This window comes from Arthrobacter halodurans (assembly GCF_041877255.1).
Taxonomy (GTDB): domain Bacteria; phylum Actinomycetota; class Actinomycetes; order Actinomycetales; family Micrococcaceae; genus Arthrobacter_N; species Arthrobacter_N halodurans.
This window is the reverse complement of sequence record NZ_JBHDLJ010000007.1, coordinates 89,469-109,642: the sequence shown is the minus strand read 5'-3', so window position 1 is coordinate 109,642 and position 20,174 is coordinate 89,469. Positions and strand designations below refer to the sequence as shown.

Annotated in this window: 14 protein-coding genes; 3 read left to right on the top strand and 11 right to left on the bottom strand. The window is 73.6% G+C overall.

The window, feature by feature from the left end; translation table 11 throughout:
* Positions 1 to 57 precede the first annotated feature (57 nt).
* From ACETWP_RS10315 to ACETWP_RS10305, 3 genes are all read right to left on the bottom strand, one after another.
* The gene (locus ACETWP_RS10315; protein WP_373972154.1) at positions 58 to 1,158 is read right to left on the bottom strand and encodes an ABC transporter ATP-binding protein; all 1,101 of its coding nucleotides are present in this window, start codon (positions 1,156 to 1,158) and stop codon (positions 58 to 60) included.
* On the bottom strand, positions 1,155 to 2,624 hold the full coding sequence (locus ACETWP_RS10310) for an ABC transporter permease (RefSeq protein ID WP_373972153.1): 1,470 nt from the start codon (positions 2,622 to 2,624) through the stop codon (positions 1,155 to 1,157). The genes ACETWP_RS10315 and ACETWP_RS10310 overlap by 4 nt, the downstream gene beginning before the upstream one ends.
* A gap of 146 nt (positions 2,625 to 2,770) precedes the next feature.
* Positions 2,771 to 3,835, bottom strand: coding sequence for an extracellular solute-binding protein (locus ACETWP_RS10305; RefSeq protein ID WP_373972152.1), 1,065 nt, complete (start codon positions 3,833 to 3,835; stop codon positions 2,771 to 2,773).
* A gap of 267 nt (positions 3,836 to 4,102) precedes the next feature.
* Here ACETWP_RS10305 and ACETWP_RS10300 point away from each other — a divergent pair, with 267 nt between their 5' ends.
* Together ACETWP_RS10300 and ACETWP_RS10295 are read left to right on the top strand one after the other, a co-directional pair.
* Positions 4,103 to 4,882, top strand: a complete 780-nt coding sequence (locus ACETWP_RS10300; RefSeq protein ID WP_373972151.1) for a 3-hydroxyacyl-CoA dehydrogenase — start codon at positions 4,103 to 4,105, stop codon at positions 4,880 to 4,882.
* Positions 4,883 to 4,889: 7 nt separating this feature from the next.
* Entirely contained in the window at positions 4,890 to 6,068 is a 1,179-nt protein-coding gene (locus tag ACETWP_RS10295) for an acyl-CoA dehydrogenase family protein (protein WP_373972150.1), read from the top strand.
* A gap of 65 nt (positions 6,069 to 6,133) precedes the next feature.
* Here ACETWP_RS10295 and ACETWP_RS10290 read toward each other — a convergent pair whose 3' ends face one another.
* On the bottom strand, positions 6,134 to 8,395 hold the full coding sequence (locus ACETWP_RS10290; protein ID WP_373972149.1) for a cell wall-binding repeat-containing protein: 2,262 nt from the start codon (positions 8,393 to 8,395) through the stop codon (positions 6,134 to 6,136).
* Between the two features lie 230 nt (positions 8,396 to 8,625).
* Here ACETWP_RS10290 and ACETWP_RS10285 point away from each other — a divergent pair, with 230 nt between their 5' ends.
* Positions 8,626 to 8,931, top strand: coding sequence for a hypothetical protein (locus ACETWP_RS10285; protein ID WP_373972148.1), 306 nt, complete (start codon positions 8,626 to 8,628; stop codon positions 8,929 to 8,931).
* 80 nt (positions 8,932 to 9,011) lie between these two features.
* Here the strand turns inward: ACETWP_RS10285 and ACETWP_RS10280 are convergent, their stop codons facing one another.
* From ACETWP_RS10280 to ACETWP_RS10250, 7 genes are all read right to left on the bottom strand, one after another.
* Positions 9,012 to 10,859 (bottom strand): TspO-related membrane protein, encoded by a 1,848-nt coding sequence (locus ACETWP_RS10280; protein WP_373972147.1) that lies wholly within the window; start codon positions 10,857 to 10,859, stop codon positions 9,012 to 9,014.
* Positions 10,852 to 11,463: a DedA family protein gene (locus tag ACETWP_RS10275; protein WP_373972146.1), complete on the bottom strand. Its 612-nt coding sequence runs from the start codon at positions 11,461 to 11,463 to the stop codon at positions 10,852 to 10,854. Before ACETWP_RS10275 ends, ACETWP_RS10280 begins: the two co-directional genes overlap by 8 nt.
* Positions 11,460 to 12,422 (bottom strand): pseudouridine synthase, encoded by a 963-nt coding sequence (locus ACETWP_RS10270; protein WP_373972145.1) that lies wholly within the window; start codon positions 12,420 to 12,422, stop codon positions 11,460 to 11,462. Before ACETWP_RS10270 ends, ACETWP_RS10275 begins: the two co-directional genes overlap by 4 nt.
* Before the next feature lie 147 nt (positions 12,423 to 12,569).
* A complete protein-coding gene (locus ACETWP_RS10265) occupies positions 12,570 to 12,779 on the bottom strand; it encodes a dodecin (protein ID WP_373972144.1) in 210 nt (69 codons plus the stop codon).
* A 102-nt stretch (positions 12,780 to 12,881) separates the two neighbouring features.
* Positions 12,882 to 14,051: a glucose-1-phosphate adenylyltransferase family protein gene (locus ACETWP_RS10260; protein ID WP_373972143.1), complete on the bottom strand. Its 1,170-nt coding sequence runs from the start codon at positions 14,049 to 14,051 to the stop codon at positions 12,882 to 12,884.
* 40 nt (positions 14,052 to 14,091) lie between these two features.
* Complete coding sequence (locus ACETWP_RS10255; protein WP_373972142.1) at positions 14,092 to 14,904, bottom strand: Fpg/Nei family DNA glycosylase; 813 nt, start codon at positions 14,902 to 14,904, stop codon at positions 14,092 to 14,094.
* A gap of 109 nt (positions 14,905 to 15,013) precedes the next feature.
* Entirely contained in the window at positions 15,014 to 20,155 is a 5,142-nt protein-coding gene (locus ACETWP_RS10250) for an Lhr family helicase (protein WP_373972141.1), read from the bottom strand.
* Positions 20,156 to 20,174: the final 19 nt, after the last annotated feature.

Here is a 20,174-nt window from a genome sequence, read left to right as displayed (position 1 = left end):
TTCCACGATCATACGAAGGCCGGGTGCCCGCGGCGCAATCGGCGGCCCGCGTGCCCGTCAGGCCGGGTAGGCCACGCCCTCGCCGACGATGCGCAGGAAGACCTGCGCGCCGACCCGGGCCAGCCCGGCGTTCCAGTGGCGGATCGTGATGGACTGCGGGGCGCCGTCGTCGCCGGGCCGTCGGTCCAGGAGGATCCGCACGGTCACGTCGGGGCCGAAGAAGTCGGTCTCCGTGATGGTCCCGTGGATCCCGCCGCTGCCGGCGATCCGGACCTGCTCGGGGCGGAGCATGAGCTTCACGGCGCCCTGCGCCGGGGGCAGCCGGACGGGGATCTCGCCGAGCGCGCACGTGGCGAGCGAACCCTGCAGCACCGCGTCGAGGACCACCGCCTCGCCGAGGAACCGCGCCGTCTCCAGGTCCGCGGGCCGGGTGTACACCACGAAGGGCGCGCCGACCTGGGCCAGTGCGCCGTGGCGCATGATCGCCACCTGGTCGGCGAAGGACAGCGCCTCCGACTGGTCGTGGGTGACCAGGATCGTGGTCACGCCCTGGCTGGCCAACGTCTCGGCGACGGCCTTGCGCGTGGACAGGCGCAGGCCGGCGTCGAGCGCGGAGAACGGCTCGTCGAGGAGCATCAGCTCGGGGTCGCGGGCCAGTGCGCGTGCCAGCGCAACCCGCTGCTGCTGCCCGCCGGAGAGCTGGTCGGGCCGCCGCCGCGCGTGCTCGGCGGTCAGGGCGACCATCTCCAGCAGTTCCACGACCCGCCGGTCGGCCGCCGCGCCGCGGTAGCGGGTCCGGTCCAGCCCGAACGCCACGTTTCCGCCCACACTGAGGTGGGGGAACAGGGCGCCGTCCTGCGCGACGAAGCCGATGTTGCGCTTGTGCGCGGGCACCAGGCGCCGGCCGTCGGCGACGACCCGGCCGTTGAGCCGCACGGTGCCCTCGTCCGGCGCGTCGAAGCCGGCGATGATCCGCAGCAGCGTCGTCTTGCCGGAGCCGGACGGCCCGACGATCGCCGTCGTCGTGCCGCGCAGGACGCCGAGGTCGACGTCCCTCAGCGCGCGCACCTTGCCGAAGCTCTTGCCGACCCCCGAGACGGTGAGGTGCTCGTGGTCGTTCACGGCCGGCTGGGCGGCGGCCGCCAGGGCCTGCGTCATGGCTTCTCCTTGAAGACGCGCGCCACCAGGACCCATGCGGGGGCGATGGCGAGCAGGACGAGCAGCGCGGCGTAGGGCGCCGCGGCCGCGTACGAGTAGACGGAGGTGTGGGTCCAGAGCCGCGTGGCGAGCGTCTCCAGCCCGGTGGGCCGCAGGAGCAGCGTGGCGGGGAGCTCCTTGATGGCCGTGAGCATCACCATGAGCGCCCCGGAGGCGATGCCGGGCAGGGCCAGGGGGAGGGTGACGCGGAAGAAGACCGTCAGCGGCCCGGCGCCGAGGGACTCCGCGGCCTCCTCGGTCTGCGGCGGTGTCAGAGACGCGGCCCCGACGACGGGGCCGAGGGCCAGGGGCAGGAAGAGCGTGCAGTAGGCCAGCGTGAGCAGCCATTGCGTCTGGTACAGCGAGTAGAGCGCGTTGATGCCCAGGAAGACGACGGCCAGGCCGACGACGATGCCCGGCAGCGAGTGGGCGACGTAGACCGAGCGCTCCATCAGGCGCGACAGGCGGGATCCGGACTTCGCGATCGCCAGGCCCAGCGGAACGGCCAGCGCGGTCGTCAGCAGGGCCCCGCCGCCGGCCGCGGACAGCGAGCCCCAGAACGCCTCGGCCACCTCCAGCCCGGAACCGGGCCGGGAGGCGCCGCGCACGCTCCACAGGAGCATGGCGCCCAGGGGGCCGCCGACGGCGACGAGGACGAGCAGCCACGCGGCGGCCGCGGCGACGGCCCCGGAGCGGCCGAGGACGATCAGCGGGTGGGGTCGCCGGGCGCCGGCGCCGATGCGGGCGTAGCGGGTGCCCGTCCGCCGGAACCGCCCCTCGACGGCCAGCACCAGCACGGTGATGACCAGGAGGACCGAGGACAGGGAGACGGCGCCGAGGCGGTCGAAGCCCATGTTGAACGAGGTGAAGATGGCCCGCGTGAAGGTGTCCACGCGCAGGATGGAGACGCCCCCGAAGTCGGCCAGCACGTAGAGCGCGCAGAGCAGGCCGCCGGCCGCCATCGCCGGCATCACCAGGCGCAGCGTCACGCGCAGGAACGTGGCGGCGGGGGAGAGGCCCAGCGAGCGGGCGGCCTCCTCCTGCGCGGTGTCGACGGAAAGCAGGGAGGCGCTCACGGGGAGGTAGACGTAGGGGTAGGTGACGAGCGTGAGCACGAAGACCGCCGCCCAGAAGCCCTCGAACGTGGAGGCGGGGTTGATCAGGTCCGACAGCGACGCCCAGCCGAACGCGGCGACGTAGCTGGGCACCGCGAGCGGCAGCGCCGCGGCGACCGCCAGCGCCCTGCGCCCCGGGACGTTGGTCCGCGTGGCGAGCACCGCGAGTCCGACGCCGATCACCAGGCACAGCGTCGTGACGACGGCGACCAGCAGCAGCGACGTGGCGGTGAGGCGGGCGACGCGCTCGGTGAGGAGCTCCTCGAGCAGGGCCTCCGCCCCGTACTCGGCGGTGCGCACCACCAGGTACACGACGGGGATCAGGGCGACCGCCGTGGCCAGGGCGGCGCCGGCAGTCAGGACCGGGTGCCGGGCGATCCATCCCCGGCGCCATCCGCGCCGAAGGGCGGCCGCACCCTCCCGGTGCCGCCGCCCCTCGGTTGCAACTGGTTGTCCGCTCAGGCGAGGCCGGCTTCCGTGATCATCTGGATGGTGGTCTCGAGGTCGTCGAGATCGTTCAGGTCGACGTCCGGGACCTGCAGCTCGGCGAGTCCGGGGAGGCCGGCCGGCCCCGCCACGTCCTCGAGCATGGGGTACTCGTGAGTCTCTTCGGCGAAGTAGGTCTGGCCCTCGGTCGAGAGGAAGTACTCCAACAGCCGAGCGGCGTCGTCGTCGGCGGCGTGCTTGACCAGGCCGGCGCCGGAGATGTTCACGAGCGCGCCGATGTTGCCGTCGGGGAAGAGGTAGTTGGAGGCCGCGAGCTCCTCGGCCTCCACGCCCTTCTCCTTGGCGAGCTGGTACAGGTAGTAGTGGTTGACCAGACCCAGCGGGATCTTGCCGTCGTTGACGTCGGCGACGATCGCGCTGTTGCCGTCGCGGATGGCCGGCTCGTTGTTGGCGAGGTCCTCGAGGTACTTCTTCGCGGCGTCGTCGCCCTCGAGCTCGCGCATGGCGGTGATGAAGGACTGGAACGAGGCGTTGGACGGCGCGACGCCGACCTTGCCCGCGTACTCCGGGGCGTTGAGCTCCTGGACGGTGGCCGGCAGCTCGTCCTCGGGGACCATGTCCTTGTTGTGGATCAGCACGCGGGCGCGCGCGGTCACACCGGCCCACTCGCCGTCGGCATCGCGGTACTGCTCGGGCAGCGGCTCGAGGACGGACTCGGGCAGCTCCTCGAAGAGGTCCGCCTCCGCCACCGCGCCCAGGGCCCCGGCGTCCTGTGCCAGGAAGATGTCGGCCGGCGACTTCTCGCCCTCCTCGAGCAGCTGCGCCGCCATCGCCGCGGTGTTGCCGTAGCGCACGTCGACCTCGATGCCGGTCTCCTCCACGAACCGGTCGATCAGCGGCTGCACCAGCTCCTCGTTGCGGCCGCTGTAGAGCGTGATCTTGTTGTCGGACTGCGCCGAGGCCGATCCGTCGGCCGGGGTGCCGCCGCCCGACGGGGCCGAGCCGCCGCAGGCCGCCAGGCCGAGGACCGCTGCCGCGGCGAGGGACGCGATCGATGCGCGCTGGGTGAGTCTCATGGGGGTGCCTCTCGATGGGTGGCCCTCCGGGCCGGGGTCCGCGGGTAAGTGGGTCCGCCGGTAAGTGCGGCCTAAGTTCCCATCGATTGTGCACGAAACTTATGCGGTCCTACAAGAATTACGTCATACTCGTGTTCTCAAATCGACACTGACGCCGCCCGCAGGGGCCGTGCCGGGGGTGGAGTTCGCGGCCCCGGGCGACGTACAGTGTGAACAGTTAGCGGCTATTAACCGAAACCCCGCCGCGCGGGACACACTGGAGGATCGATGGAGATCGCCGAGGGCGTTGCCCTGATCACGGGAGGCGCGTCCGGCCTGGGTGCCGCGACCGCCCGCAGGCTGTACGACGCCGGGGCGCGCGTTGTGCTCCTGGACCTGCCGGCGTCGGACGGCGCCCGCGCCGCCGAGGAGCTGGGGGAGCGCGCCCGCTTCGCGCCCGCGGACGTGACGGACGAGTCCCAGGTGCGCGCCGCCGTCGAGCTGGCGTCCTCGCTGGGCCCGCTGCGCGTCCTGGTCAACTGCGCCGGCGTGGCGACTCCGGGCAAGGTCCTGGGGCGCGACGGGGTGCTGCCCCTGGAGTCCTTCGAACGCGTCGTGCGCATCAACCTCGTCGGCACGTTCAACGTCCTGCGGCTCGCCGCCGAGGCGATGGCGGCCACCGAGTCCGTGGTCGACCCGCGGACCGGCACCGGCGAGCGCGGCGTGATCGTCAACACCGCCTCGGTCGCCGCGTTCGACGGCCAGATCGGCCAGCCGGCCTACGCCGCCTCCAAGGGCGCCGTCGCGGCGATGACCCTGCCGATCGCGAGGGAGCTGGCGCGGAGCCTCATCCGCGTCGTCACGATCGCCCCCGGGATCTTCGAGACCCCGATGATGGCGGGGCTGCCGCCCGAGGCGCAGGAGTCCCTGGGTGCGCAGGTGCCGCACCCGTCGCGGCTCGGGCAGCCGGCCGAGTACGCCTCGCTGGTGGCCCACATCCTCGAGAACCAGATGCTCAACGGCGAGACCATTCGGCTCGACGGCGCCATCCGCATGGCGCCGAAGTAGGCGCGGCGTGACCGGAGACGGCACGGCCCCGGGGCTTCCGGCGGCCGACTTCCTGGCCGTGGAGTCCCTCCTGTCCTCCCGCGAGCGGCTCAAGCTGGCGGAGGTGCGCGAGTTCCTCGAGCGCGAGGTCCTGCCGCACGCGGCCGGGTGGTGGAACCGCGAGGAGTTCCCGCACCGGCTCCTCGGCCCCTTGGGCGAGCTGGGGATCAGCACGCCCACGCGGCACGGATACTCGCACCTGTTCCACGGCCTCGCGATCGCCGAGCTCGCCCGCGCCGACGCGTCGCTGGCCACGTTCTTCATGATCCACCACGACCTCTTCGTCGAGTCGCTGCACGACTTCGGGACGGACCGCCAGCGGGCGCTGTACCTGGAGGACGCCGCGGCGCTGCGCACCACCGGTGCGTTCGCCCTGACGGAACCGGAGCACGGCTCCGACGTGGCCCGCGGCATGGAGACGACGGCGCGGCGCGACGGCGGCGAGTGGGTGCTCAACGGCCGCAAGCGCTGGATCGGCAACGGGACGTTCTGCGACCACCTGCTGCTGTGGGCCCGGGACGCCGAGACCTCCGCGGTGCGCGGCTTCATCCTGGACACGACGCTGCCCGGGTTCACGGCCACGAGAATCGAGAACAAGATCGCGCTGCGCACGGTCCAGAACGCGGACATCGAGCTGCGCGACGTCAGGGTCTCCGAGCTCGACCGCTTCCCGGGCATCGACTCGTTCGCCGACACCAACCGGCTCCTGCGCTCGAGCCGGATCATGGTGGGGTGGGTCGGGGTGGGCCAGCAGCTCGCCGCGTTCGATGTGGCCCGCGCCCACGCCCTCGAGCGGAAGCAGTTCGGGCGGCCGCTCGCGTCCTTCCAGCTGGTGCAGCAGCAGCTGGCCCAGATGCTCGGCAACGCGACGGCGTCGCTGGCGCTGATGGCGCAGCTCGCGTCGCTGCAGGACGGGGGGCGCGAGGACATGCCCCAGGCCGCGCTGGCCAAGGCGTTCACGAGCGCCCGCATGCGCGAGACCGTGGCCATGGGGCGGGCCATGCTCGGTGGGAACGGGATCCTCACCGACCGGCGGATGGCGAAGATCTTCGCCGACGCCGAGGCGATCTACACCTACGAGGGGACCTACGAGATCAACTCGCTGATCGTCGGCCGGGCGGTCACCGGGATCTCCGCGTTCTCCTAGGCCTCGCGTTCCCGCGCCGGCGGTCCGCGGGGCGCGGAGCTACGGGCAGACCGCGTGGCGCGGAGCTACGGGCAGACCGCGGGCCGCCCGCCGGCGGCGTAGACGCCGGTCGAGGCGATCACGTCGGAGGAGCCCAGCAGCACGTTGGTCCAGCCGTCCAGACGCCCCAGGGCGGACGCGACCGGCGTCGGCATGCACTCCCGGCGGGTGAGCAGCAGCGGGGCGCCGTTGTAGGCGGCGGCCACGGCTCCGGTGAGCCCGTCCGGGAAGTTGCGGCCCGTGGCGAAGAGCTGGCGCTGGGAACCGTCCGGCCAGTAGGCGTCGGCGACCGCCGCGGACGTGCCGTAGCGGTCGCCGCCGGCCCGGCGGGAGACGCTCACGCCGGGGACGGCGGCGCGGATCTGCGCGACGACGGCGTCGGACACCACGGCGTCCGAGCCGGCCACCACCACGTAGCGGGGAGCCAGCCGCTTCAGCGCCGCGAGGGTCTCCCGCGGCACGGCGTCGTGGCGCGTCAGCAGGAGCGGCTGCCGCTTGCCCGCCGCGACCGCGGCCAGCGACAGCGCGTCCGGGTAGTCGGCCCCGGTGGCGATGAACGCCGAACCCGCCGCGTCCCATGATCCGGCGATCGCCGCGCTGGTTTCGTAGCGGTTCTTGCCCTGCAGGCGCGTGACCGGCGCCAGCGCCGCGAGTGCGGATTCGACGCCGGCGCCCAGGGCCCGGCGGCTGCCGAGGACGTAGATCCTCCGGGGCGCCAGGCGGGCGATCTCCGCGAGGACCTCCGGCGAGACGCCGTCGCGCCGGGTCAGGAGGAGCGGCCCCTCGGCCGCGACGGCGAGCGAGGAGCCGGAGAGGGCGTCGGGGAAGTCCTCCCCGGACGCGACGACGACGGCCGGGGCGGAGGAGCCGAACGTCGCCCGGGAGAGGGCGATGGCCGTGGCGTAGCGGTCGTCGCCGGCCCGGCGGACCGGCGCGAGCCGGGTGATCCAGTCCCCCGACAGGTTGGTGAATGCCCCCAGGTAGCTGGTGGTGAGGCGGTGCGCCGTGGACCGCTGGTTGGCGGCGAAGTCGCGCAGCGACTGCAGGTCCCCGTTCCACACGTTGCCGTCGACCTGCTGCGCGTCGCCGATGAAGTCGGCATAGGACGTGTACTGCCACACGTTGAACGTGGTCCACCCCTCCGGCAGCTCGCGCGGGTTCCTGGGGACGTTGGTGGCGGTCGGGTAGAGGGCGACGTGCAGCGCCCAGCCCTTGAAGGCGGACGAGTCGCCGGTGCATTCGTCCCACCACGCTTGCGCCGTGTAGATCATCGGGAGGCGCCCGGTGCGCTCCTTGACGGCGGCTCCGAAGTCCTTGATCCAGGCGACCGTCTGCGCGGGGGTCAGGCCGAAGCACATGTCGCCCTTGCCCTCCGGGTAGGTGGTGGCGGTGTAGGGGTTCCACTCGATGTCCAGCAGTGGCGGAAGGGTGTCGCCGTCGTTGGTCCAGCCGCCGCCGTTGTCCATGAACTCGATCGCCTGCGTGCGTCCCGAGGAGTGGGCCGGCATCGCGAAGTGGTAGGCGCCGCGCAACATGCCGCGGTCGCCGGCCCCGCCGTATTGCCGGGAGAACTCCGGGTTCCTATACAGGCCCGCGTAGGAGGTCGGCCACGACTGGGTCGCCTTGACGTACGCGAAGCGCACGCCCTCGTCCCACGCGTGGTTCCAGTCCACCACCCCCTGGTGGCTGGCCACGTCGACGCCGAGGACGCCGGGAGGGGTCCATGCACGGAGGGCCTCCTGCGGGTGGGCCGCCGGCAGCGCCGCCGCGCGCAGTGACGCCGTCCGGGCCGTCGCGCGCGGCGCCGGGGCGGCCGGGTCTGCGGTTTGTCCGGCGGCGGCCGAGGCCGCCGCCGCGAGCTCCTCCAGCTCGGCGACGGTGGGGGCCTGCGGGTCGCCGGTCTCTTCGATGCGCTTGAGGCCCTGGCCCATTTCCGCGTCCCCGGTGCCGCGCCCGAGGGCCTCGAAGGCCAGTTCCGCGAGCTCGATGCGCTCCCGGGGCGCGATGTCGCCCGGAGCGTCGAGCTCGGAGCGCAGCGCGTCGGCGGTGTCGGCGGCCAGCGACGCGTCGGACTCCGTGTGCGGGGAGGGTGGGGTCGTCCTCGTGGCGTCCCCGGTGGCGGGTGCGGTTCCCTGGGGTTCACCCGTGGCCGGTGCCGCGGGCTGCGGCGTGGCCGCCGCGGGAGGTGCCGCGGGAACCGTCAGGCCGATCGCGAGGGCGGCGGCGAGGAACAGGCTGGCGATCCCGCGGGCTGACCGGGTGCGGGGTGACTCGAGGCGTGATGGCATGCGGCGTCCTGAGGTCGCGGGCGAGGGTGACCGTGGAGGGCTGGGGCTCCAGTGATTGAAGTGTCTGATGCGGTGAATGTGACAGGAGTCTACCCGGCATATGCCGCTCGTCACCGTGACGCGCGGCGGTCGGACCACGGGCGCCAAGTTTTCGCCGCGCTCGCGGCCGGGACGTACGCTGGTCGCGACGGTGCCCGGCGCCGGACACCCCACCCCGATCGGAGTACGACGTGCCTTCCTTCCGCGCCCAACTGAACATCGTCGGGCTGCGCCCGGGGAATCCTCCGGAGGCCGTGATGGACGCGGCCGTCGCATCGGTCGAAGGGCACCACCACGTGGAGGCGCACCAGCTCGACATTGTGGGAGGGGTTCCGCGCATCACGCTGCGGTTCACGGTCGAGGAAGAGGAACACGACGCCGGGTTGCGGCGGGCTCGCCGCACCGCCGTCCTGATGCGCGAGAGGGTGGAGACCGTCGCCGTGACGGAGCGGCTCGTGGTCCTGCGACGGGACCGCGGACGGTGGGCGCCGCTCTAGGGACCGGTGGGTGGAACCCGGCGGCTAGAACCCGGTGTTGAGAACCCGGTGTCTAGAAGCCCATGGTGAGAATCCGGCGGCTAGAATTCGGTGCGCTGGCCGCGGGCCGCGCGGCGCTCGGCATGGCCGATCTGATAGCGGCGGTTTTCGGTGGCGAGGATGACGATGAACGCGCACACTCCCGCCAAGATGGCGACGAGCGCGGAGTCGTTGGGCCCGAGCAGGCGGGCCGTCATGGTCCAGAACAGCCCCCACCCGAATCCGAGCGCCACGATGATCCGGCCCCGTTCGGACATGGAGAAGCTGACGGCCGCCCACGTGGCCGCCACGACGCTCAACGCCGCCCACCAGGAGGCCGGAAGCACGACGTCGATGGAGCGGGACGTCAGCCATACGCCGACGCTCATGGGCAGCAGCGCGAGCATCCAGCCCAGGAACAACCCGATCGGCGCGTCCGTGAGGACGCGTTCCGTCGTGCTGCGGGCCGTCCGCCGGTTCAACTGGTGCAGGCAATACACCAGCACGGCCGTCAGGGCTGCGGCGATCCACAGGGCGGTTCCGGCGAGTCCGTTGCGTGCCGCGAGCAGCCACAGGGCCCCGAGCAGCGACGCTCCGGCGGTCGGATAGCCGAGCGACCGCTGGCGTCGCGAGGACCGCTGCGACGGGTGCCAGGAGTACACGGCCGACACCGCCAGCCCGATCAGGATGATGCCCCAGACCGCGAACGAGTCGACATCCATCGAGAGCAGCGAGAAGTCGGGATGGAAGGGGGAACCCGGCGTGGAGTGCGCCGTCTCCCCGCCGAAGACGCCGAGGCAGAGGAATCCGAGCAGCAGGGCGACGCCCGCGGCCACCGCCTGCGCGGTCCGGCGGTACAGATCCGCCTGGACCTCGGGCGGGTTCGGCTCCGTCGACGGCAGGTTGTAGGGGGGGACATAGATCGGTTCCGGTTCCGTGTCCTCGATCCAGACGGGGCCACGCGGCGGCAGGCCGCGCTCGGGTCCGTTGTGGATGCGCCCCTCGGGGTGTTCGCGGGCGGCCGCAATCGCCTCGCGTGCGTTCTCGATGAGGCCGGCGAGATCCGCCTCGGTGTCCGCGGACTCACTCGCGGTCAGGCCGGCCAACGTCGCAGACGATCCTCCGGCCGCCGGTCCCGGGTGCGCGGGCCGCCGTTCGCCGGGTCCGCCGTCGGAGCGTTCCCGCGCGGCGCGCTCGAGCTCGGCGCGTTCGAGTTCGGCGCGCTCGAGCTCGGCGCGCTGGAGCTCGGCGCGTTCGCGTTCGGCGCGTTCGAGTTCGGCCTGGTGCCGCCGCGCTTCTCGGGCGCGGGCCTCGCGGTGCCGGATCTCGCGGCGCTCGGCGCGGGCCGCGGAGCGCTCCGCGGCCAGCGACCGCTGCCGGGACCAGGCCAGCGCAAGGGTCTTGGCCAGGGCGTCCCAGTCGGGCGGCTCGAGGTGGTCGAGCCAGTCGCTCAGGGCCTTGCGCGAGGTCGTTCCGTCGTCGTTGACGCGGGTCTGGTGGCCGGCCATGTGGCGCGGGGTTTCGTATCCCGGTCGGCCGGGCAGCGGCGCACGCGGCGGCTGGGGCGGCAGGCCGGTCCGCGCGGCGATGCGGCCGGTTGGCTCGGCGATGCGCCCGGCCGACGGGGACGGACGTCCTGCGGGCTGGTTCGCGGGGCCGCCGGACTCCGCGGCCGGAGTGTGGTCGCCGGCTTTTCCGGCGCCCGGGGCGCGGGCGGGGGGCGGCGGGCGTCGGACGGCGGTGCGGGCGCGCGTTCCGCCGCCGGGAGCGGCGGGAGCGTCGGCGGCGTCGGGTGACGCGTCGGCGGCGTCGGGTGACGCGTTGGCGGGTGCGGATTCACGCGGCTGGCTGGCCCGGAGCCGCTCGAGCGCCGAGGACGCGGGAGAGGAGCCTTCGCGCGTCTCAGCCATTGCCCCGTATCCCTTTCCCTCGCGTGCGGAGGGCCAAGCCCGCCGCCAGAACCACACCCACAAGAGTACCCAATGCCATCCCCATCAACGCGGAAGCCCACGTGGGAAGGCCGGTCGCGCTCCCGGTCAGGTAGCCGAGCGAGACCATCCACAGGGCCCAGAGCACGGCACCCAGCCCCGCCAACCCGAGGAACGGACCCAGTGGGACCCCGGCGAGACCCGCCGCGGCAACGGAGGCCGTCCTCCCGCCGGAGAGGAACCTCACACCCACGAGTCCGGCGTAGGTGCCGTCCCGTCCCATCCGGTTCATCAGCGTCACGATGCCGCGGTGGGCCCGCCGACCCCACGCGAAGCGATCGAACCAGCTCGTCAGGCCGTGGCGGAAGACGAGGTAGAGCCCGACGTCGCCGATCCAGCATCCGGCCGCGGCGGCCAGCACAACCCCCGCGGGACTCAGCAGCCCGTCCGCGGCAAGCGGCCCCGCGCCCAGGACCAGGAGCTCGGACGGCAGCGGAGGGAACGGGGCGTCGAGGGCAACCAGCAGGATCGTCAGCGGGTAGTACCAGAGGCCCAGGTCGCCGGAGAGTGCGGCGTCGAGGTTCACTCCGGCCGTTCCAGCAGCTGCCGGGCGGAGCGGAACTGCACCTCACGCCCCGTCAGGGGGTCCGTGAACGCGATCGAGCGGGCGACGAGTTGCAGGGGGCGCGCATGGTCGTCCGGCGCCTTGTCCAGCAGGACGGGATAGAAGGGGTCGTTGAGGATGCCGAGTCCCAGCGCGGCCATGTGGACGCGCAGCTGGTGTGTCTTTCCGGTGTGCGGGCGCAGGCGGAACAGTCCGACGTCGGCGCCCGCGTGGGTGCCGCGGCTCCGGCCCGTGCGGATCAGGTCCACGCGGCTCTCGGCGTTCGGCTCGCCGTCCTCCACGGTCGAGAGCAGCGTTCCCTTCACCTTGGCCATCCGGTTCCGGTAGACCAGCGGAAACTCGTGCCCGGAGAGACCCGGCCCGTGCGGTCCGGTGCCTGCGCCGGGCGGCAGCGCGCTGACGCACTCGTATTCCTTCCGGATTTGGCGGCGCTCGAACAGGACCTGGTAGGCGCCCCGGGTGTCCGGGTTGGTCGAGAAGAGGATGACGCCCGCGGTGGCCCGGTCCAGCCGGTGCATCGGGATCAGGTCGGGGATGCCGAGGCGGTTGCGGAGCCGGACCAGCGCGGATTCCTGCACGAAGCGCCCGCCGGGCGTGGTCGGGAGGAAGTGCGGCTTGTCGACCACCAGGAGGTCGCCGTCGCGGTGGAGGATCGTCTCCGTGAAGGGGATGGGCTCCTCCGCGGGCAGGTTGCGGTAGTACCAGAGGAAGTCGTGCGCACCCAGCGGGGTCGCCTCGTCGAGAGCGACGCCGCCGACCCCCACGACTTCGCCGCCTCGGAAGCGCCCGACGATCCCGTCGGGATCCACGTGGCCGAACCGGTGCAGGACGTAGTCCATCACGGTCGCCCACTCGCCCTCCCGCGGCAGGCGCAGCCGGGTCGCGTTGACGCCGTCGCGCACGGGCAGGGGGGATCGCATGGCCATCGTCCCAGTTTCGCACGGCCGCGGCCGCGCGCCGTCGCGGCCGATGCCCGGGGCGGTCGCGGCCGATGCCCGGGGCGGTCGCGGCCGATGCCCGGGGCGGTCGCGGCGCGATGCCCTGGGCGGTCGCGGCGCGAGCGTGCGTCAGCTCTCCAGCCGGAACCCGAGCTTGATGCCCACCTGCCAGTCGGCGACCTTGCCGTCGGCGATGTGCCCGCGGACCTGGGTCACCTCGAACCAGTCGAGGTGACGCAGCGTCTTGTTCGCCTGCGCCACCGCGTTGTTCACGGCGTCCTCGATCCCCTCGGGGGAGCTGCCGACGATTTCCGAGACGCTGTAGACGTGGTTGGCCATGGTGTTCCTCCAGGTTCCGCGGCCCGGACCGGGATGCCCGGGCCCTGCGGCCAACCTACCGCCGCCCCCTTCGCGCGTCCATGCCCGCCGGGACGGCGCCGTTCAGGACGGCTCGACGACGGTGATGTTCCCGGGACCGGGCTTGGTGCGCCCGACGCGCGCACCGGCGTCGAACCGGGCGCCCACGTCGGCGACGACGGACTCCAGCCGCGCGCCGGCGGGGACGGTGGTGTCGCCGAGCAGCACGCTGCGCGAGACGACCGCCCCGGCCTCGACGACGACGTTCGGGCCGAGAACGCTGTGCTCGACTCTCCCGCCGACGTCGCAGCCCGGGGAGAGCAGGGAGGCGGCCACCGTCGCGGAGGCGCGCACGTGGGCCGGCGGGAGGAACGGGCTGTTGGTCAGCACCGGCCAGCCCGGGCGGGCGAGCTCCACGCCCCGGCCCTCGAGGAGCTCCATGTGGGCGCGGTAGAAGCTGTCCACTGTGCCGACGTCCCGCCAGTAGCCCTCGAGACGGTGTTCGACGGCGGTGCCGCGCTCGACAAAGGAGGGCACCAGGGACTCGCCGTAGTCCCCGAGCTCGGCGCCCGCGGCGTCCGCCTCGCCGTCGCCCTCCCGCTCGCGTTCGGCGAGCCGCTCCAGCGCCTCGATGAGCGGGCCCGCCGAATAGACGAAGATCTCCGTCGCCACCAGGTTCCCGCGGGGGGACGCGGGCTTGTAGTCGAAGCCCGTGACGCGCCCCGCCTCGGTCTGGACGACGGAGTAGCGGGAGGGATCCTCCTCGACCTCCGTCGTGACGATCGTCAGTTCCGCGCCGCTGTCGCGGTGCGTGTCGATCGCGTCCCGCAGGTCGAAGGTGCACAGGTGGTCGGCGCTCAGCACCACCACGATGCCCGCGCCCGACTCGCGGATCAGCGGTGCCTGCTGGTAGAGGGCGTGGGCGTTGCCCTCGGCGAAGCCGTCGCGTGCGCCGCCCTCGGCGGGCGGCAGGATCCGGAGCCCGTGCCGGGTCCCGTCGAGGTCCCAGGGCCGGCCCCCGGCCAGGTGCTGGTTGAGCGTGAACGGGCGGAACTGCTCCACCACCCAGACGTCGCGGATGCCGCTGTGGGCGATGTTGCTCAGCTGGAAGTCGATCAGGCGGTAGACGCCCCCGAACGGGGTCGCCGGCTTCGAGCGCCCGTCCGTGAGCGGTGCGAGGCGGCTGCCCCGGCCGCCCGCCAGCAGGACGGCGAGGACGTCCGGACGGCCCGTGGTGTGTCGCGCTGGTCGCATGGTGTCTCCCGGACTGGTTCGTCGGGGAGGCTCGCTCCCGCTAGGGCGTGTCGTGCAGGGGCTGGCACTTCGGGCAGAAATACAGGTCGCGCTCGTTGACCTCCGCGGTTCCCGGGCCCGGGGCCGCGTCCCCGATCTTCTCATGCACCACGGGCTCCCCGCAGCGCTGGCAGGGCCGGCCGCCGCGCCCGTACACCCAGTAGGGGTCGCGGTGCGTCGCCGGCGTCGTGGTCCGGCGCGTGCGGTCCTTGTTGGCGTGCAGCAGCTGGTGGGCGAGCTCGACGATCCGCCCCATGTCCTGGACCTCGCCCGCCGGCGTGCGCGGATTCGTGCGGGAGATGAACAGCAGTTCGGAGCGGTAGATGTTCCCGAGGCCGGCGATCAGCCGCTGGTCCAGCAACGAAAGGCCGATCGGCCGCTCCGGGTTCGCGCGGAGCCGCCGTTCGGCCTCGGCCGGGTCCCAGTAGTGTCCGAGGGGATCCGGCCCCAGGTGGCCCACGGCGTCCGGCTCGTCCGAGGTCCGGATCACGCGCAGGAAGCCGAGCTCGAAGCCGACCGCCTGGAAATCGGGGTTCTTCAGGATGCAGCGCGCCTTGAATCCGGGGGAGCGCCAGCGCTCGCCCGGGGCGTAGACGTCCCAGTGGCCTTCCATCATCAGATGGGAGTGGATGCTCAGGTCCCCCGCGCGAATCAGTAGGTGCTTGCCGCGCGAGACCACCGACGTCACCTTGGCCCCCGCCAGGTTCAGTGTGGCGTAGCGCGGGACCCGGAAGTCCGTGGCGTTCAGCACCCGTCCCGTGAGCGCGGCGTCCAGCATTCTCGCCGCGCGGTAAACAGTGTCTCCCTCAGGCAAAACCAGTCACATCCTTTATCCCCAAGCCGGTGTGTGTGGCTAGTTTGTCACGCGATTCGCCTTTTTGGGGCGATTGTCACGGATTAGTTACGCAACCCGTCGGCTGGGCTCAATTGCGGAACCGCACGCCGTTGGGCGCCGAGTAGAAACCGGCCTCGAGGAGGGCCGCGGACACCACCGTGTCCGGGATCGGCCTCCCGTTGACGCGCTCCATCGACATCTTTTCCACACGGGCCGTGCGCAGGGTCCCCACGAGCGAACGCGCGGCCGCGGCGAGGGCGTCCGGCTCCTCGGTGAAGGCCAGGAGGGTCTTGCCGCCGCGCTCCACGTACAGCGCCAGCGCGCCGTCGACCAGGACGACGACGGCGCCGGCCTTCCGGCCCGGCCGGTGGCCGGTCGCCGCGGGGGCGTCCGGCGCGGACTCGAGGACCGGCCACGGGAGGGCGGCGCCGTAGGGGTTGGCCGGGTCGGTGGCGGACAGCGCGACGGCCGCCGGGATGCGCGCGGGCGGCCCCCCGGCGGGACCCGCGGCCAAGCCGGCATGGGCCGAGCCGGCGTGGACGGCGTCGAGCTCGGTGTCCCGGGTGTGGCCGCGCAGCCGGTCCACGGTCGCCGGGACGGAGAACTGGGCCGCCCCGAGGTGCTCGATGAAGTAGCCGCGGCGCGTCCGGCCGGCCTCCTCGAGCCGGGTCAGCACGCGGTAGAGCAGACCGAAGCCGCCGGGCACCTCCTCGGCGACGACGGAACCCCGCGTGAGCACCCCGTAGCGGTCCAGCAGGTACTCGGCCCGGGCATGCGCCCGGACGGTGGGGTCCGGGTCCGGCGTCGGCAGCAGGGACCAGCGGCCGGCCGCGCTGGGCAACGAAGGGGTGGCGACGGCGGAGGACCCGGGCCGAAGCCCCGCCCCGGGGGCGCCGGCGTCCGCGTCGTACGCCGCGGCGCCGCCGGCGCGCAGACCGGCGTCGTGCAGGCCCGGTCCGCGCATCCCGCGGAGCCGGCCGATCCGCGCCGCCCGCGCGCGGGGCGTCCCCGCCCGCTGCTTGTGGGCCGTCCGCCCCGCGCCCAACAGCCCGCGGACGGGCGCGAACGTGTCGTTCCCGACGCGCCCGGCCCAGACCAGTTCCCACAGCGCCTCGAGGATCTCCGCGTCGCCGCGGCGAGGGCGCGCGACCCCGGGGCCGGCGTCCCGACCCGGCCCGGCGGCCGGCCCGCGCAGGGACTCGGACAGCTGGCGGAAGAAGTACGCGCCGCCCGTGCCGAGCACGCCGAGGAGTTCCTCGTGGAGCCCGCCGGGCTCGAAGTCGGGGCTCGGGTCCAGCGTCAGGGCGGCGTGCTCGGCCAGGTGCAGGCTGATCCAGCCGTCGTTCCCCGCGAGGGCGCCCGCGCCCTCCCACAGGACCTCCCCGGTGGCCATCAGCTCGTCCAGCATCGCCGGCCGGTAGTCCCGCACCCGCGCGGGCAACACGAACGCCTCCCACGCGCTCGCCGGCACGGGGACGCCCGAAAGCTGGTCGATCACCGTCGCGACCCCGTCGATCCCGCGGAGGTTCTCGCCCACGAACTGCCACGACGGCAGGAAGCGCCCGTAGGTGGGGCCGTCGACCGGTTCCACCTCCGCGCGCAGCGCCGCCAGCGAGCGGCGGCGGATGCGGCGCAGGACCTCCGCGTCGCACCACTCGCTCGGGGCCGGCTGTCCGGCGCCCTCGGGGGCGGAGGCCGTCGGCCGGAACTCGCCCTCCACGACCCGGCCCTCGGTGCCGAGCCGCTTCAGCACGGACAGCACGACGGCGGAGCCGAGGCCCAGGCGCGCGGCGGCCTCGGCCGCGGTGAACGGCCCGTGGGTGCGCGCGTAGCGGCCCACCAGGTCGCCGAGCGGGTCGGCCACCGGCTCGATGAACGCCAGGGGAACCCCCATGGGCAGCGGCACCCCCAGGGCGTCGCGCAGCCGCGCGGCGTCCTCGACCGCGGCGAACACCTCGCGGCCGGCGAGGTTGACCCGCAGCGCGCGGTGGGCGCGGACGAGTTCGGCGGCGTGGCGGCCGGCGCCGGTCCGGGCGATGGCTTCTTCCCCCGCGGCGGACTCGTCGCGCCCGGCAACCTCACCGGCAACCTCTCTGGGCGCCGCGGCGTCCGGCGTCCGCGTGCTCTCCGGCGTCGCCTCCGCTGCCGCCGAGTCCTGTGCCGGGGCCGTCTGGGTTTCCGCCGCGGAATCCTCGGGGAGCAGCCGGGCGGCGATCTCCTCCACGGTGAGCGGCCCCAGCAGCCGCAGCAGGTCCGCGGTGCCCTCGAGGCCCTTCAGCCGCCGGTCCTCCGCGAGGCGCTGGAGCTCGGCTTCGGTGCGCGCGATGACCTGCGGGTCGAGGAGCTCGCGGAGCTCGGCGCGCCCGAGGAGGTCGTTCAGCAGCCCGGAGTCCAGCGAGAGCGCGGCGGCCCGGCGCTCGGCCAGCGGCGAATCCCCCTCGTAGAGGAACTGGGCGACGTAGCCGAAGAGCAGGGACTGGGCGAACGGCGAGGGCTGGCGCGTCGTCGTCTCCACGATGCGCAGGTCGCGCCGGCCGATCGACGCGGCCAGCGAGCGCAGTGCGGGGAGGTCGTAGACGTCCTGCAGGCACTCGCGGACCGTCTCCAGGATGATCGGGAACGTCGGGTACTTCCGGGCCACGTCCAGCAGCTGGGCCGAGCGCTGCCGCTGCTGCCACAGCGGGGTGCGCTTCGCCGGATTCTGGCGTGGCAGCAGCAGTGCACGCGCGGCGCACTCGCGGAAGCGCGAGGCGAAGAGGGCGGAGCCGCCCACCTCGGCCGTGACGATCGCGTCCAGCTCCTCCTCGTCGAACAGGAAGAGCTCCGCCCCGGGCGGCTCGTCGTCCATCATCGGCACGCGCAACACGATCCCGTCGTCCGCCGCCATCGCCGAACCGTCGAGCCCGTAGCGCTGGTGCAGCCGCGCGCCGACCGCGAGGGCCCAGGGGGCGTGCACCGGCAGGCCGAACGGGGAGTGCAGCACCACGCGCCAGTCGCCCAGTTCGTCCTTGAACCTCTCGACGACGAGCGTGCGGTCGCTCGGGACCGTGGTGGTGGCCTCCTGCTGCTCGTGGAGGTACGCCAGCAGGTTCCCGGCCGCCCACTCGTCCAGGCCGACGGCGCGCAGCCGGGCCGCGGCGTCGTCCGGCGCCGCGGCGGACAGCTCGCGCTGGAACGCGCCCAGCGCCCGGCCGAGCTCGACGGGCCGGCCGAGGGAGTCGCCGGTCCAGAAGGGGAGCTTGCCGGGTTGGCCGAACGCGGGGGAGACCAGGACGCGGTCGTGCGTGATCTCCTCGATCTTCCAGCTGGTGGCCCCGAGCGCGAAGACGTCCCCGACGCGCGACTCGTAGACCATCTCCTCGTCGAGCTCGCCGACGCGCCGGCCGCCCTTCGCCGCGTCCTCCGAACCCACGAGGAACACGCCGAAGAGGCCGCGGTCCGGGATGGTGCCACCGCTGGTGACGGCCAGCCGCTGGGCGCCCGGGCGACCCACGATCGTGCCGGCGTCCCGGTCCCAGACGATGCGCGGGCGCAGCTCGGCGAACTCGTCGGACGGGTATTTCCCCGCGAGCAGGTCCAGGGTGGCCTCGAACGCGGACCGCGGCAGCGACGCGAACGGCGCGGATCGCCGCACGACGTCGAACCACTCCTCGACGTCCACCTCGCCGAGGGCCGCGGCGGCCACGGTCTGCTGCGCCAGGATGTCCAGCGGATTCGCCGGCACGGACAGCGGCTCGATGCCCCCAACGCGCATCCGCTCCACGGTGACGGTGGTGTTCACCAGGTCGCCACGGTGCTTCGGGAAGAACACGCCCTGGGAGACCTCGCCGACCTGGTGGCCCGCGCGGCCCACGCGCTGCAGGCCCGAGGCGACCGAATGGGGCGACTCCACCTGGACCACGAGGTCCACGAGGCCCATGTCGATGCCCAGCTCCAGCGACGACGTCGCCACGACGCAGCGCAGCCGCCCGGACTTCAGGTCGTCCTCGATCCCGGCGCGCTGGTCCTTCGACACGGACCCGTGGTGCGCGCGGGCGAGCAGCGGCTCGGCGCCCGCGGCCGAGCCGGCCTGCGCCATCATCTCCGCCGGCGTCCGGCGCGGCTCCCGCGGACCCGGCCCGGCGTCCGCGGCCGCCCCCGCGGTCGCCGGGCCGTTCGTCTCGGCGGCCGCCGCGGCCGCCAGGTGGCGCTGCTCGTGGATCTCGTTCAGGCGCGCGGTCAGGCGCTCGGAGAGGCGGCGGGAGTTGGCGAAGACAATCGTCGACCGGTTGGCCTCGATCAGGTCGACGATCTTCTCCTCGACGTGCGGCCAGATGCTGGCCTTGGGCTGGAGCCCCGTCACCGGGTCGAGGTTCCCCGCGTCGGCCGCCGCCGGCAGGTCCGTCATGTCCTCGACGGGCACGGTGACGGTGAGGTCCCACCGCTTCGTCGACGGCGGCGCGATCACCCGCACCGGCCGCGATCCGCCGAGGAAGCGCGCGACCTCCTCCCGCGGTTCGACGGTCGCCGAGAGGCCGATCCGCTGCGCCGGGCGCTGGAGCAGGGCGTCGAGGCGCTCCAGCGAGACGGCCAGGTGCGCCCCCCGCTTGGTCCCGGCGACGGCGTGCACCTCGTCGAGGATCACCGTGTCCACGGACGTGAGCGTCTCCCGGGCGCGCGAGGTCAGCATGAGGAAGAGCGATTCGGGCGTCGTGATGAGGATGTCCGGCGGGCTGGTCAGCAGCTTGCGCCGGTCCGACGCCGGGGTGTCGCCCGAACGGACGCCGACGGTGATGTCCGGCGCGGGCAGCCCCCTCCGCTTCGCCGTCTGCGTGATCCCGATCAGTGGGGCACGGAGGTTGCGTTCGACGTCGACGCCCAGCGCCTTCAGCGGCGAGATGTAGAGCACGCGGGTCTTGCGCTTCGGCGGACGCCCGGAAGCGCGGCTGCCGTTGGCCCGGGCCTTTGCCGCAGCGGGCGCCGAAGCCGAAGCCGCTTCGGCCGGTGCCCCGGACGGCGACGCGGGCCGGTCGCGGGCGTCGCGGATGAACGTGTCGAGGGCCCACAGGAAGGCGGAGAGCGTCTTGCCGGAGCCCGTCGGCGCCACGACGAGTGCGCTGGCCCCGGACGAGACCGCGTCCCAGGCGCCGAGCTGGGCGTCCGTCGGCGCGGCGAAGGCACCCGTGAACCACTCGCGGGTGGGCGGGGTGAAACGGTCCAGCACCGCGGCGGCGGCCAACTGTTTTGCCATCGGAACCAGCCTACGCCGG